This window comes from Enterococcus sp. B2E4, from assembly GCF_030499455.1.
GTDB lineage: Bacteria > Bacillota > Bacilli > Lactobacillales > Enterococcaceae > Enterococcus_D > Enterococcus_D casseliflavus.
In genome coordinates this window covers 100,544-115,863 of the sequence record NZ_JAUKPK010000015.1, presented here as the reverse complement: position 1 = coordinate 115,863, position 15,320 = coordinate 100,544, and the positions used below count along the sequence as shown (strand labels likewise).

Below are 15,320 nucleotides of genomic sequence, written 5' to 3'. Positions count from 1 at the left end.
TTCTTTTAGCATACCTTTTATGGAAAAAAATGCAATCTAAAGTCTGAAAATTCTTTCAAATAGCATTTGGAAAAGTTATTGACAAACCTGCTGAAAATCAGGTAAGATATTTTCTAGACGCGGCGTGACAGAACTACCTTAGCCTGCGTTTCCTTCTATAGTATTTGCGGAAATGACGGAATGGCAGACGTGCAAGATTGAGGGTCTTGTGAGCAATCGCTCGTGTGGGTTCAAATCCCATTTTCCGCATCCTTACAGCTTCCCAATTGCGGAAGCTGTTTTTTGTTTGCACAAAAGATCCCCCCTGGCGATCCTTCAATGAATTCCCTCGATCGCTTTGATCTTGAGTACCTACTCCTCAAAAGTTGATAGTAACCTTCCTTTCCCCAAATATAAAAAATCCAATAAAAATCCTTTTATCGTTGCATTTAGAGATATTTTTCATATAAAATGAATAATATAACAACTATTCATAAAATTTAGTTCGATTTTCCGTTTTTTCTTATTAGCATATCAGAAACAATTGCTTGAATGAACTTGTGATGGAAATCTTTTCAACATTTTTTCCATTCACCTGCCCTCCTCCTTCCCCCAGATGAACCAACCTCTGCCGACCGTTTTCTCAGTTACTTTCGATAGAAAGAAGGAGTCTAATGAAAAAAAGAATACTGATCACCCTATTGTCATTCGTTATTTTGCTTATCGGCTGCACGAAGGCAGATGAAGAACTGTCAGAGACCGTTGCGCTTGGCATCGACGCACGACTGGAATATACAAACCAGTCTGGAACGGGTTGGGCCTATTATCAACCAGCGACCTTAGAATTGCTGATTGCAGGCAGCCAAGCCGAACTGGCTATTTTGGAAGAACTTGATTCTTCCGACGAAGACCTTCAGCAATTGATCAGCCACACGATTGATTTGATGGCAACCGCTGAACGAGCGTTAGTGGAGCGTCGGATCGATGTCCCTGCTTGGTTTGCTGCCCGCATTGGTTATAGCCAAGCTCTGGCTGCGATTCATGAACGGAGCCCTATCATTCTCAGTAATCAAGACAACCTCAACAGTCTACTAGAGGTAGCAAACGAAACGATTCCTGAAGCCGACCCGCGGGAAAAGCTGGGGCTTTTGGCAGACGATATCGAGCAGCTTCAGCAGCTCACAGAAGATGCGCTTACTCTTCATCGCACAATCGAACTTGACGATGGACTCACTGCCACCGTTTACCACACAAGCGAAACGAATGTTGACGTCTTCGTTTTTGCGATGCCCGATGAGGAGTACGCATCTGGGTTTACTGTTCTGAATCGGGAAACTGCCGACGAGCAAAAAGCTGCTTTCTATGAAACGATTTTACGAGCGCTCGCCGTAAATATTCCTCGTGAATCAATGATGTTTATGAATCGATTCGATCAATCTTCTGATGAACATCAGCTGGCGGTGATGACCTATGGCTTTGATCATGACATTGATCAAGACATGGTCACTACCGTGTATCAACAGCTTCAAGAAGCAAACGCCAAACAAGAAGCAGCTACGGCTTTGCAGCAAGAGCAAAACAAGGACGAACAAACTCAGACCGAGAATGAAGGATCTTCAGAACAAAGACGAGCGATCGCTCGTGCCGAATCCTATACGAACCTCATGGCTTTCTCACGTGCACGATTGATACAACAATTAGAATTTGAAGGGTTTACCCATAATGATGCACAATGGGCAGTTGATCAGCTCACGATTGATTGGAACGAGCAGGCGTTGAAGAAAGCAAATAGTTACCATTCCTTGATGAGTCTTCCTCCTGACAACATTCGCCGGTTATTGACTTTTGAAGACTTTTCAGAAGAACAAATCGACTACGCGATGACAAACATAGGTAACTAAAAGCTAGCGAAGAAAAGGGCATCACGATGCCCATATGCTGTTGTAGTGACCCCAAAAAGTTAGGTTTTTGGGTCTAACTTTGGGGGTCAGTTGATGTCCCTTATATTGTGGCTATGTTTATACCCAAGAAAGTGCTCTGATGCGTTCATTCGTACAAATTGGCGAGGTTTACTAGAGTCTCACGAGGAGGAGAAAAATGAAAAAACAAGTTTTGTTGCCTTTATTACTAATACTGTCCCTGATTTCAGGATGTGGGACGATAAATTCAGCAAGTCCTGAGGAACTTTCTGAGCGCATCGGGGAAGCTTTAGATGCTGGTTGGGAACATACCTATCATGCAGAAAATCTTACTTATGATTTAAGTATTGAAAATCTCGAACTGATGATTCGAGGCAAAGAAGCAGAATTGGCCTTTCTAGACCAGGTCAATAGCAACTCAAAACACAAGGCGGCATTCATTGAAAACACGGAAAAAATGATCGCACTCGCTCAAGAAGCGATCGAAGCTCGCTATCTGGATATGCCCAGTTGGGTTGCCGCTCGCAATGGCCGTATCGAAGCCTTACTTGCCATCCATGAAGAGAGCCCGATCATCGTCAGTAGACGAGCAAAATTGCAAGAATTATTCAACGAATACGAAGAGGATTTAGCACTAGTGACCGCTGGAGCAAACAGTCCTCTTGCCGATGAAGAAGGAATTAATGAAGATACACGAGAAAAGCTTGGTTTGACACCTGATACACTTGAACACTTACACCAACAAAGCGATGACCAAGAAATCGAGTGGCAGAGTGCTATTGATTTGGCGAACGGTGTGACCATGAATGTCTTTTCAACAAAACATGAGCCAGTGGGGATTCTCACATTTACGAATGCTGGTGAGACCTACCCTTCCGCAATCACTTTGTTTAATGGACAAACGACGGAAATCGTTCCCGAGATAATGACTCCTTACGAAGCCGTTTCCGCTTATTTTTACGAAATTGCCGATGCTGTTTATGAAACGATTCCATACGGTTATCGATTTCTGGTTGAATCACTATGGCTTGAACTGGAAAACGACAATCGTTTTCAGTTCAGAACCTACGTGTTTGATAACGAAGTGACCGAGGAAACGATTTTAGCAGGGTTTCATCTCGCCCCGACTGTAGCAGCACGCTATGAGCGCGAAAACAATGCGACAGAACGAGAACTTGAAGCCTTTTTCCTCGTTAGAGCGCAAGGAAATCGTCGCTTTTATTCAAAACAAGAGATGGCAGAACTGTTAGAAACAGAAGGTTTTACTGCGGAGGAAACACAATGGGCACTAGAAACCCTAGATGTAGATTGGTATCGCCATGCTTTAGGACGCGCCAATCAATCCCGTCGGGTGTTAGGGATCCGTCAAAGAAATATGGCTGCTCATCTTGAAGGGAACGGCTTCTCACCTGATGAGATCGAATTTGCGATTGAAAACATGGAAAATTAATATGTAGGAGACGAGACCCCATTTTCCATTTTGTCTTAGCTTAAACAAAAAACCGACCAATCTTCCTGTTTAAGATTGGCCGGTTTCTTTATTTTTTGGTTTTGATTGGTACCATGGCTTTGCGCCGATGCTGCTTCATTATTGCTTGAAGACCATAGACACCAACTCCGATAATTCCTGCAAAAGCCGAAAAAGCAATAAAAATCACAGGAGACGCCCCACTTTCTATTAATTGTTTCCCTTGGACAAAGAAAAATAAGCCCATGCTGATCAATAATGCTAGAAATAGTGATTGTCCCGCCCCGTTTTTTTTCATGCTTGCTCTCCTTTTACTTGATTATAGGTTATTCTCTCATTTCATGAATGAAAAAACCTCCATCTTAAGGCTGATTCTTTCTTTCGATGATCAGATTGATCCCATTCGGATCAGTCAAATGCAAGCGGCTGTCTGTTTCTAACTCATACGAAAAGCCTCTTGCCTTGAGATTACTTCGTAACGTAGAAAAAGCCAAAGCTGGCAAAACGATCGTAAAGTACGCTAAGCCTAGATCCTGTTCTTCCATAGCTGGAACATTTCTTCCCATCCAAATATTCGATCCGATATGGTGATGATACGAACCAGCAGCAAAAAACTTTGCTTGGCTACCAAAATCTGAGGTCAAACGCATGCCTAAAACTTCTGTGTAGAATTCTTCTGTTTTTGCCAAGTCCGCCACTTTCAAATGGACATGCCCCACCGTGGTGCCAACTGGAAAGGTCGTTTGAGATCGGTCAGCGGCTCCCAGCACGCCTTGCGCGTCCATTTCGATAGTAACGCCTACGATCTCACCATCTGCTCGAATATCCCATTCACTCATCGGTTTGTCACGATACACTTCGATCCCGTTTCCTTCTGGATCGGTCAGGTATAACGCTTCACTATATCCATGATCGCTGGCACCATCCAGGGGAGCTTTGGCTTCCAAATAATGGATCAGCATATTTCCTAGGTCTTTACGGCTAGGCAAAAGAAACGCCGTATGGAAAAGGCCTGTTTTCCGTGTCAAAGGCAACGGATCACTCACCTTCTCTAGAACTAAAAGCTCTTGCGCTCCCACGCCTAATCGCGCGTGATCTACACTTTGCTCCAATAAAGTCAGGCCGATCACGTCCGAATAAAACTGGCTCATTTTTTCTATGTTTGCTACTTTTAAAACGACTTTGCCAATTGCGGCTGCTGCATCGATTTGATAGGTTGATTGAATCATTTTCATCGCTATTTCCTCTTTTCTAAACAGTTAAATTCACTTGTACCTTTAAGTATAACACTAACTTTTAGTAAGTAAATAAATCTGCTTGTTGAGGAAAGGACTCCGTGATCTTCCGTGATTCCTAGAAACAAAGCATTTCCTCATCAGTCACAATCAAAGACAACTCGCTCACTTTTTCAGTGCTTCAATCAGTGAAATGGCTGGCTGCATCGCTTCTTCGGTCGTCCCTTCTAACACAACATAACAATATGGCTTGTATTCAGCGGTGATGGCCAATAGTTGTTGATAATCAATCATTCCTTCTCCCAATGGGACTACCTTGATTTTCCCATCGATTACTTGATAGTCTTTCAAGTGCAAGCAAACGATGGCATCGCCAAAGCGGGAAAAAGCTTCCCTTGTCAAAGCGACTTGCTCTTGATAGTTCTTCGCAGTAATCAGATTGGTTGGATCAAAGATGATCCCTAAATAGTCAGAGGGTACCCGTTCCAGCAATTCTTCGATTCGGTCGATCGATGATAGTGGATGATTTAAGCCCGCTTCAATTCCTAGCATCACTTGATGTCTCTTAGCCACTTGGACCAAACGCTTGATCACCTGAACCAAATCATCGAAAACGACGTCACTGAAATTTTCCTCGGTATACCCCATATTTGGCAAAACCGAACCAGTTTCACTTGCGACCATAGCTGCATCAAAATATTTGGCATGTGCGAGATAGGTCTCGAATCTGGATAAAATCGCTTCCCGTTCTTCCAGATCAGGATGGATCAGATTACAATAACAACTTAATAAAGCGACCTGAACGTGAGATTGACCAAAAACACGGTTGAAAAAACGGCCTAAACCAGGGCTTAATTGCTCTGGCTCTGCCCATTGTGGGAAGGACTTATTTAATGCAAATTGAATGTTATGAATGTTTTGGGCGGCAATTTTTTGCCCTAATTCTTCTGGGGACCCATAATTCTTTAAATCATGCCCCCGAACAGTTAGTTGAAACATAGCTTCTCCTTTCTTCACTGCTTTTGAAGCAAAAAGAAGACCAAGCAGCGAATCACTTCAACTGGTCTTGGTCTTCAAATCATTCAGCAGTAGCGGCTCCTCACTTCATCCATTTCTTCTCAATAGATGATCAGAACCCTTTGTGACCTTTATTGTTGTGAACGATAATCTTCCGTGAACTCGTCAATGATTTGCTGTCCACCATTTCTTAAGAAGGTTTCGATCGCTGTATCAAACCCATCGATCTCGATTTCCCCAGTCATATATTGGTAGTAAGCATCTGAGATTCCTTCAATCAAGCTTGACCATGAACGATCATAGGTTTCAGAGGTCAGCGATTGTGCAGGATTGATCACCGCAAACTCTTCATTTTCGCGAATCTTTTCATTGGCTAAGTTGACATATGGGTTGCTTGAAGGGAAAACTGTTACTAATTCTGATGGACGAGACGAAGAAAATGGTTGTACTTCTTGTTGCCACTTCGTATCATCTAAACGGACATAGACACCCTCATCATCAATTTCATAATGGACCCCTTCGATCCCTTGCGTCATCAACGTAAACGGCTCTTCGTCCATCAAATCATTGATAAATTTCAAAACAACACGTAAGTCTTCTTCGGTTTCAACATTGTTTTTCGGAATGGCTAACCAGCCGCCCATTCCACCATTGGTATCAGAAAGGATACGACGTTCCACATTTTCATGGAGGATATCATTGATCAAGACCCATTCCATATGCTCTTCATCAGTACCAGCTGCATCATCAATGTAGTTACGTACTTCTTGCAAACCACTCAATACGATCCCACCACGACCTTGAACGATATAGTTCTTCTGATCATTTTTCGCCATTACCGCAAAATCAGAATTCATCCAGCCGTTATCATAGATATTACGGAACCATTCCATTGCTTCTTTGTATTCTGGTTGCATAAAGGATGGCATCACTTCATCATCATCCGTGATCGTAAACCAATTGTCTGCACCAAAGTAACCTGAAAGTGAACGGAACCCAACGTTAAAGGACTCATCACGCTCTACGAAACCAACCGTATCATCCGTACCGTTTCCATCTGGATCATCTTCCGTAAAGGCTTGGGCGACAGCAGCTAATTCTTCTAATGTCGATGGCACGTCCAAGCCTAAATTATCCAACCAATCTTTTCTGACAAGGACGCCATAACGAGCGATCGGTTTTAAAAACGGAACACCATAGATTCGACCATCAATTCGAGAAGACTCTAACCGATCTTCGGAAATTTCTGCCAAATTCGGGAACTCTTCTAAATAGGGTTCCACATCCCAGAACATTCCAGATGCGAGTGAGCTGCGGACGGTTGTGTTATTGATTTCTGTCAGACTAACGATATCTGCTAAAGAATTCGACGCCAATGCTGCATTCAAGCGTTCTGTTTTTGAAGCATCTGGCACCCACGTAAAGTCGATATCGACCCCTGTGTATTCTTCTAACTTTTGCGTGACATCTCCAGAGGGTGGGGAAGCAGTATGAAGCATCGCCATCCACGAAATACTTGATTTTCCTTCGCTTTCTGATCCTTCAGGTGAACCTCCACCATCGCCGCAGCCTGCTAAAAACAGTCCAGCACATAATAATAAACTTGCAACTTTCAACTTTTTCATTTGTTAACCTTCTTTCTCTATTTTTAGGGAGCCATCATCGAGCGGATCTTTCCCTTGATACGTAAAATATTCAAAATCGGCATAGCTTTTGCCAAAGTGATCTAAATCATGGGCACTGATTCCAATGAAATTCCCCGTAAAACCACCAGTCAAGAACTGGATGTTTTGCTTTTTAAAGGGATGCCACGTTTGTGATTGCCGATAGAACCATTGGGCTTCTAGATAAGAACCGACTACTTTCAATCCGATCGGCTCACTTGCAGCAGCGAGGGGCAATTTATCTGGGAACAAGTGAAATTCTCCTTCACAACACCGCAGCAACCGAAGGACCTTGTCTTCTTTTTCATCATAGGTTACGTAGAAAAACAAATAGTTTTCTTCATTTAAGAAAAGCGACAATCCAGCCATCTGATTGAACGATTGGGGGTGGTATTCCATCACTGTTTCAGCTTCAAAACAAAAGTCTTGTTGACGAATCGCCAATAAGTGCTTATGAAAGTTCGATTGCATCGATTCTCCGCCGATCAATCGCAAATACCCTGGTCGCTCACTCAGATTGCACCACTCTTCATTGGGCAGCAATCGTCTACCGTTCCATGCTTTTTGCAATGATCCTTTAAAGTCATCAATAAAAACAGCAGGTGATGCCCTTTGCTTCTGAACGTCGCTAGCGAGCCTGATGGTTTGATCTGGGATCGTATCGTTATTGCTAAGACGCAGCCATCCTTCGTGATCCCAATAGACAGTTTGGAGTGCTGTCTCTCGTCCAAGGATCGCTGTCCCTTCTACTGGCCGAGTCATCAAATAGCTCATGACCCATTCTCCTGATGGCGCAATCGTCAAACTGCCATGACCTGTACATTGAAAAGGGGAATCTTCGCGCTGATAGGCACGCATCATGGGAAAATGCGGATCTACTTCATAAGGTCCAGTGATGGTTTTACTACGACAAACTGTTACCGCATGACCTGCACCCGTTCCTCCTTCTGCCGTCAGTAAGTAATAACACTCATTGTGGTAATAAAGATGCGGTGCTTCAGTCTTCGCCAGCTGGGTTCCAGAAAAAATTGGCACTCTGTCACCGATCAAGCACCCTTGTGCTTCAGAGTATTCTTGGAGCACGATCCCCACCGATTTATTTGGTGTATCCTTACGATAATCCCAAAGCGCATTCAATAACCAGATACGCCCCTCTTGATCATGAAACAAGGACGGATCAAAGCCACTACCATTTAAGTAAATGGGCTCACTCCATGGCCCATGAATGGTAGGAGCCGTGATGAGATAGTTTCGACAGTCTTTGAAGGGGCGTGTCGTGTTGCGAACATTTGTATAGACACAATAGTATTGTCCGTTTGCGTAACTGATTTGCGGTGCCCAAATGCTGCAATTTGCTGCGTTGCCTAATAAATCCACTTGATTGGTCAGAATATCTGTTTCATGGGACCAATTGACTAGATCTTGAGAACAGTAGACCCGAATACCTGGCAACCACTCAAAGGAAGAAACCGCTAAATAATAAGTATCCTCGACTTTTAAAATACTCGGATCAGGATGAAACCCTCTTAAAATCGGATTATTGATTATTGCCTTCATGCAACCCCTCCTTGTTTGCTGACTGCGTTCGTTGTTTTTTTCTTGTGTCCGTCATCGCGATGGAGAAAACAAAAACCCGCCGCTAAAAAGAAACAAAAGGCAATCGGAAAAGCGATCATTTGACTACCAATCAATGTCACGACACCAGTCAAAAAATAAATAGCACAAGATTGCTTTCGATAATTACGATAGCGAACAAGCATCGTCGCCACTGAAACCAATATCAGGAGTGCCAACAGCGTGAAGCCAAACCAAGCGCCGAGTGTTTGAAATTGCGCCAATGCTGCTTCTTCCGTCATTTGATTCAGTATAGTGGGAAACGCACGTTGAAAGATCTCTTCGAACTGCTGGACAGTCATTTGATTGATCGCCAAGGAAAAGCCGCCCATAAACACCAGAGCGAGAACCATCCCGATCCAGCCAGACCATTTTGCCTTGCTCATTTTTCTATCACTCCTTCAATAGTCACCCATTCAGGACGTTGGGGACTTCTTTGGTAACAACACATTCGCTCCGTGAATATGACCGTTTGGTGGCTTGCTGTTTTTCCCCAATCAGACCATCCGCAAGGGGCGAGCTGTTGATCAAAGCAGCAGGATAAAAAGGTGACTTTGGCGTCATTACGCCAAGGACGGCCTAAGTAATAGGCTTTGTCCCCTGTCACTCGGCACCGATCGAAGGTTAACCCGCTTGCTTGTTTGCTGGTTGAGGCAGCAGTAACATAGTTCGTTTGTGGTGTATTTTTACAATGCAAGTGACACTCTTCAAAGGTGGCGGAACCACCGCCAAAAATAAAATCGACTGTTCCACTGATCCTGCAATGCAAAAACAAACTCTGTTGTTGGTCAAAGATTGTCTTTCGCCAAGGACTGATCATTGGTTCGCCTTCTTTGGTATATTTTGGCAATGGACCCAGGCACAAGGTATCTTGAAAAGCATCGAGATGACAGCGTTCGAAGCGAATGTCATCCCCTTCGATATAGACGGCAACTGCTTGCCCGACTGCTCGCCCATACCCTGCGTCATTGATGATGGTCAGGTTTTTTACAAAGACTTCTCGGCTATTGATAAAGAGCGTCGCTGTTTGAAACGTTCCTCTTTTTTGCCCATTTTCATCGGTTTGCTCGGCAGCCAAGTGGTAGCATAAGAACGTGTTAGGTTCCGCAATCAACGTAAGCTGGTTCTTATAAATTTTCACCTGTTCTTGATACACGCCAGAGGCGATCGTGATTTCACAAGGTGCTTTTAAGGCTTCAGCAGCCAGCACGGCTGCTTGGATACTCGTAAAATCACCCTTTTGCGGCTCTTTACTAACCTTTAGCTTGATAGGAGGTGCTGTTTTAGAAATTCGATCCACTGCGCTCTCATCTCCTTGGTTTCTTCATGACCGCCTGGCAAGCAACACGCCTGCCAATGCTCCTTATAGCCTATTGCTTCATAATGCTGCCCAATCTGCTGATCCAAACGAGCGACGCCGCTTGAGGGGCAGCCACGATCCTCTTTGCCAACCAAACTCAAACGCGGGCGTGGTGCGATCTGTTTTTGGATCGCCACAGTCGTAAAGTCTTTCAACACATTAGGAACATAATAGTAAAACCCATGTTTGCTTAGACAGTCCTCTTCGATCAATGCTTGATAGTCCACTTGTGCTGCCATGTCCACCACCACTGATATCCGTTCATCAAGCGCTGCCAACCACCAGCTCATCAAGCCGCCCATAGAAAGTCCCAATGTGGCGATAGCGGAATGTTTCACTTCTTTGCGGGAAGCAAGATAGGTCAAAAACTGTTGGTTGTCATAGATTCGTTGTCCCCATAATGTTTTGCCATGCAACAGAAACCGCTTGTAGCTATCATTCTCACCGTTTTTTCGTTCGCCAAAGCCCCACATGTCGATCACCCCAACGGCGACGCCCAACTTCATAAATGTCGCGAATAGGCTTTCTTTTTGCATATAACACGGACTTTGTCGTAGTTCTTCTTTCCCCATCGTGAAGTCGCCGCCATGAGAATGATTGAACAAAACGAGTGGAACAGGTTGCTGAGAGCTAGGATAAGCAAAGTATGCAGGGACATCCTCTTCTTGATTTAATCGTAGAAGTAAATGTTCCAAGGTATAATTTTGCACTTGCTCTTTTGTTTGCTGAACCACTTGTGGTGCAACTTTCATATCAGGACCTAGCAGCTGTAGTAACTGAGGATCCCTCACAAAAAATCTCCTTGAAATGCCAGAGGCTGACGATTCTCAAATGATTGTGTGACGGTGATTTCCCGACTATTCTCGATATGGAACGCTTCAGTTACGCCTTCCAAATTGATACGATCAAACTGAATATTCCGTCCACAGCCAATATAAAAGCCTTGTTTTGTCATCTCTTCGATACCTGTCATCATTGCAGGCTTTCCTGGAATTGGGTGTTCAGCCATAGAGACAGCAATATCTTGGAAAGTGATATCTGAAATAAATTGTTCAGCCAAGCCATAAACAAACCCAGCGGCCGCATGAACATTCCGAGCCGAGATATTTGCAAAATGGATTCTCCGAAAATGAGGGGTTTCCTCGGTGATCGGGTACGGATTTTTATCCCAAACATACTTTTCTTTGCCTTTCGGTCCACAGAAATAGTAAAGATTTAAAGTGAATGGACAGATAACATTATCCATCACAATGTTATTCACTCGAATATCTTCGATCGTTCCGCCACGTCCCCGACGGGATTTCAACCGAATCCCACGATCGGTATCTTGAAAAATACAGTTACTGATGGTGACATTACGAATATCGCCGCTCATCTCACTACCTAGAACGACTGCCCCATGCCCATGAAGCATATGGCAATTTACGATCGTGATATTCTCACAAGCGACCCGTTCTTTGGTGTCCTCCGTTCCTGATTTGATGGCGATACAATCATCACCAACATCGATATGACAGTTACTGATGCGGACATTTTTACAAGATTCAGGATCGATCCCATCCGTATTTGGCGAATCCGCTGGATTTTTGATGCGAAGATTATCGATCGTTAGATCTTGGCAAAGAATCGGATTGACGGTCCAACTTGGTGAATCGACAAGACGGATATCTTTCAACGTAATTTGCTGGCAAGAGTCAAAACTGATTAATTTAGGTCGTGGATAAGCAAGTTGTTCACGGTTTTCCCGAAAGGTCTTCCACCATCTTTGCCCTTGTCCATCAAGCATTCCTAATCCTGTGACAGCGATATTTTCCGCATTCTCGGCATATAAACAAGAGGCATAAACTTCCCGTTTGACCCCTTCCCAGCGAGACACGACGACGGGATAGTCTTTGGGATCATCAGAAAATACTAAGGTCGCCCCCAATAGTAGGTGCAGTTCAATGTTACTTTTTAAAAAGAGCGCACCTGTCGGATAGCGTCCTGCGGAAAAAGTGATTCTGCCTCCTCCTTGTTGATGCAATTCATCAATTTTTTCTTGAATCGCTTCTGTCAACAGACCTTCTTTTTCTTGTAAATCAGCTGTAGTCAATTGGATATTCATTTCTTGCTTCCTTCCTCCGTTAGTGGTTGTAGCAGTAAACTTGCTTGTAAAAAGGCACCGTATCCTTTGAAATCATTCGTGATAACGGGTTCACTGATATAGTAAACAAACGTACCATCCCGATCATCTGGGCCACCAAGACCAGCAACTTCACAGTTTCTGATCAGATTCAACCAGCCTTCTTTTGTTAAAAAGACAAACTCATCAAGCAATCCTTGATAGGTCTCTTGGGCAAACACTTGCCATTTTTGATCGATGATCCCTGCTTTGACTGCTTTCGCTGTTGCGTAACAAATCATTGAAGAAGCGGATGCTTCTAAATAATTCCCACGCTCACTGCCTTTATCTAAGACTTGATACCACACTTTTTTCTGGGGATCTCTTACTTTAGCAAGAGCTTCTAGACAGGAGAGAAACATTTTTTCTAATGGATTCTTCTGCTCTGATTCCCCTAATAGCACCATCGTATCTGTGAGAGCCATCATGAACCATCCCATTGATCGTCCCCAGAAATTTTTTGAACAACCGGTCTCAGGATCTGCCCACTGCTGGACTTTTTGTTCATCCCACGCGTGATACAAAAGACCCGTTTTTGGATCTAGGGTATGCGTAAAGCATAAGGTGAATTGCTTGATTACATCTTCCAATGCTTCTTCTTTCTCAAATGTCAGTGCGTATTCTGTTAGAAATGGGGCCCCCATATATAAGCCATCTAACCACATTTGATAAGGATAGATTTTTTTATGCCAGAACCCGCCTTCGCTTGTTCTTGGCATCTGCTGTAATTGTTGATACAGCGTGTCCAAGGCGATCTTGTATTTTGAAGCACCTGTTTCTTTGTATAGTAAGAATAAACATTTGCCATTATTGATGTAATCGATATTCATCGCATCCATCTGATAGTTTTTGATACAACCGTCTTCGTCAATATAAAAATCCATCGTGTTTTGGATATAGTCGAAATAGCGTTTGTCACCAGTTTGCTCATAGGCTTCTTTCACGCCTTGTAAAACGACCCCGATGTCATAGGACCATTTTCCGTGATAAATTTTTTCTTTGCATAAGTAGTCATAGCGCTCAAATAATGTGTTCAAAGCAATTTCCGAATAGTTCTTCATGTACGATACTTCCTTTTATTGTAGTCTCCTCAATTCATAGAGCTATTTGAATGAATCCGTTTTACCGGCTGTATTTCATGAGGGTTCAGCTTGTCTTGCTATTTTCAGGTGTTCTCTAGTGACCGTTTTGTTTGCGGACCAGTAAAAGTCTTTGAGCCGTTTTCTTTAGATAATGACCTCATCTCCTTTGCTGGCAACGGTTTGCTCCGTAGTCGATGCCGTTTTTGAAACCACCTGATCTGTTTCAATTGGGTGGATATCTTGAAGAATTTTTTTACCAGCAAGGGCAAAAACACCACCAACTAAGCTGCTACCCATCAAAAAGAGGCCGATCAAGAAATAACTGCCCAGGACTAAATAGCCAACGATCAAAATCGTCCAACTTATGATCGAATAATGCAGATAGCCTAAACCTAACAACGCACTCCCCCGCAGGATCTCAAACACGGTCACAAAGTTGGTGGCTGCCATGACGGTATACACGTGCATGAATAAAAAGAGAAACGCAATCAAAAAGAGGACATTCGCTACTTGGATAAACCATGGAAATGGCGCAAATATGTTGGTGATCACGATCGCTGCAATGATCAGAAACAACCAACTGATCAGCACCGATTGTCGGAACCGTTCTTTACTATAGTAGAAAAAACTTTTGATCAAAGGTGGTCGTTCATGAAGACGAAGCCAGCGATCATAATATTTCATCATGGCATACGACGCAGGGCCAATGCCAAAGAGGACCCCTCCCAGGAGAGTCACACTGAGCCAAAGAAAGTGAAGTGCGATCAGCGTCAAAAATGCGAGTAATCCTTCGTTGATTTTCGTGATCTTTTCGATCGTCATGTGATCCCTTCTTTCTTAATAAATCCCGTCTTCGCCAATTTTTTTCGCCAAACGATTCGCAAAGATAACGAGGATCAAGCCAACAAGTCCTTTAAACAGCCCAACAGCTGTCGAGTAACTCAATTGACCATTTTGAATCCCGGCGGTATAGACAAAGGTATCAAAGATTTGGGCAACTTCACGGTTCATTGAGTTCATCAACAAGAACATATGCTCAAAGCCCATATCTAAGATCGAACCGATCTTTAAAATCAATAAGGTTACGATCGTTGGACGAATACAAGGCAATGTGATATGCCACATTTTTCGTAGCTTGCCAGCCCCATCCATATCCGCAGCTTCATAAAGCTGTTCATCAACATTGGTAATAGCGGCTAGATAGACGATCGTCCCCCAACCGGCACCTTTCCAAAGATCTTGGAAAATGTACATTGGACGCAACCACGTGCGGCTTGTTAGAAACGGGATACGTTCGCCACCAAGACTTTCGATCATGTTATTGATTACACCACCTTCTGTCGTTAATAAAACATAGAAGATGGAAACAACGATGACCCACGACATAAAATGAGGCAAATAAATGATGGTTTGAATCCCTTTTTTCAAACGGCGATTGTTTACTTCATTTAGCATAAGTGCCAATAATATAGGAAAAGGGAAAGAAATCGTGATATTTAAGAAAAACATGATCAGTGTATTGCGCATCAACATCACGAAGGTATCTTCAGTAAAGAGCCGAATAAAATGAGTGAAGCCAACAAAGGGGCTTCCTAGGATCCCCAAGAATGGTTGGTAGTCTTGAAAAGCGATGACCAAACCGCCCATCGGTATGTAACGGAAAATAAGAAAATATAAAATCCCCGGCAATACCATAATATAGAGGGCACGATTTTTTCTGATTTGCGCCCATTTTTTCTTTTTCAGCCGCAGCCGCTGTTCTTCTTCATTAAGTGGTGAGAAGTAATTATCAACTTTTGTTTCCATACTTGTTCCTCCGAA

At 43.4% G+C, this 15,320-nt stretch carries 14 protein-coding genes and 1 tRNA gene; 3 read left to right on the top strand and 12 right to left on the bottom strand.

Going from position 1 to position 15,320, the window contains the following annotated elements:
* The first annotated feature begins 166 nt into the window (after window positions 1-166).
* From Q1X33_RS11945 to Q1X33_RS11935, 3 genes are all read left to right on the top strand, one after another.
* Window positions 167-249, top strand: a tRNA-Leu gene (locus tag Q1X33_RS11945).
* Between the two features lie 404 nt (window positions 250-653).
* A complete protein-coding gene (locus Q1X33_RS11940; RefSeq protein ID WP_005229967.1) occupies window positions 654-1,880 on the top strand; it encodes an Ltp family lipoprotein in 1,227 nt (408 codons plus the stop codon).
* Window positions 1,881-2,076: 196 nt separating this feature from the next.
* Window positions 2,077-3,348 (top strand): hypothetical protein, encoded by a 1,272-nt coding sequence (locus tag Q1X33_RS11935; RefSeq protein ID WP_301969688.1) that lies wholly within the window; start codon window positions 2,077-2,079, stop codon window positions 3,346-3,348.
* 88 nt (window positions 3,349-3,436) lie between these two features.
* On the opposite strand, the gene Q1X33_RS11930 is transcribed toward Q1X33_RS11935, so the two are convergent.
* From Q1X33_RS11930 to Q1X33_RS11875, 12 genes are all read right to left on the bottom strand, one after another.
* On the bottom strand, window positions 3,437-3,664 hold the full coding sequence (locus Q1X33_RS11930; RefSeq protein WP_005229963.1) for a hypothetical protein: 228 nt from the start codon (window positions 3,662-3,664) through the stop codon (window positions 3,437-3,439).
* 64 nt (window positions 3,665-3,728) lie between these two features.
* Window positions 3,729-4,601, bottom strand: coding sequence for a VOC family protein (locus Q1X33_RS11925; RefSeq protein ID WP_034869366.1), 873 nt, complete (start codon window positions 4,599-4,601; stop codon window positions 3,729-3,731).
* Window positions 4,602-4,766: 165 nt separating this feature from the next.
* Complete coding sequence (locus tag Q1X33_RS11920) at window positions 4,767-5,600, bottom strand: sugar phosphate isomerase/epimerase (RefSeq protein WP_034869363.1); 834 nt, start codon at window positions 5,598-5,600, stop codon at window positions 4,767-4,769.
* Between the two features lie 149 nt (window positions 5,601-5,749).
* Window positions 5,750-7,243 carry an extracellular solute-binding protein gene (locus Q1X33_RS11915; RefSeq protein WP_005229957.1) on the bottom strand — a complete coding sequence of 498 codons (1,494 nt, stop codon included), beginning with the start codon at window positions 7,241-7,243 and terminating at the stop codon, window positions 5,750-5,752.
* Between the two features lie 3 nt (window positions 7,244-7,246).
* On the bottom strand, window positions 7,247-8,839 hold the full coding sequence (locus Q1X33_RS11910; protein WP_005229954.1) for a glycoside hydrolase family 43 protein: 1,593 nt from the start codon (window positions 8,837-8,839) through the stop codon (window positions 7,247-7,249).
* On the bottom strand, window positions 8,836-9,282 hold the full coding sequence (locus Q1X33_RS11905) for a DUF4064 domain-containing protein (protein ID WP_005229952.1): 447 nt from the start codon (window positions 9,280-9,282) through the stop codon (window positions 8,836-8,838). The genes Q1X33_RS11910 and Q1X33_RS11905 overlap by 4 nt, the downstream gene beginning before the upstream one ends.
* A complete protein-coding gene (locus Q1X33_RS11900) occupies window positions 9,279-10,196 on the bottom strand; it encodes a pectinesterase family protein (RefSeq protein ID WP_301969687.1) in 918 nt (305 codons plus the stop codon). The genes Q1X33_RS11905 and Q1X33_RS11900 overlap by 4 nt, the downstream gene beginning before the upstream one ends.
* Window positions 10,157-11,047 (bottom strand): dienelactone hydrolase family protein, encoded by an 891-nt coding sequence (locus Q1X33_RS11895; protein ID WP_005229942.1) that lies wholly within the window; start codon window positions 11,045-11,047, stop codon window positions 10,157-10,159. The genes Q1X33_RS11900 and Q1X33_RS11895 overlap by 40 nt, the downstream gene beginning before the upstream one ends.
* Window positions 11,044-12,360 (bottom strand): glycoside hydrolase family 28 protein, encoded by a 1,317-nt coding sequence (locus tag Q1X33_RS11890; RefSeq protein ID WP_005229941.1) that lies wholly within the window; start codon window positions 12,358-12,360, stop codon window positions 11,044-11,046. The genes Q1X33_RS11895 and Q1X33_RS11890 overlap by 4 nt, the downstream gene beginning before the upstream one ends.
* Window positions 12,357-13,478, bottom strand: a complete 1,122-nt coding sequence (locus tag Q1X33_RS11885) for a glycoside hydrolase family 105 protein (RefSeq protein WP_034869361.1) — start codon at window positions 13,476-13,478, stop codon at window positions 12,357-12,359. The genes Q1X33_RS11890 and Q1X33_RS11885 overlap by 4 nt, the downstream gene beginning before the upstream one ends.
* A gap of 165 nt (window positions 13,479-13,643) precedes the next feature.
* The gene (locus tag Q1X33_RS11880; protein ID WP_005229936.1) at window positions 13,644-14,321 is read right to left on the bottom strand and encodes a YesL family protein; all 678 of its coding nucleotides are present in this window, start codon (window positions 14,319-14,321) and stop codon (window positions 13,644-13,646) included.
* 15 nt (window positions 14,322-14,336) lie between these two features.
* The gene (locus tag Q1X33_RS11875; protein WP_005229934.1) at window positions 14,337-15,305 is read right to left on the bottom strand and encodes a sugar ABC transporter permease; all 969 of its coding nucleotides are present in this window, start codon (window positions 15,303-15,305) and stop codon (window positions 14,337-14,339) included.
* Window positions 15,306-15,320 lie beyond the last annotated feature (15 nt).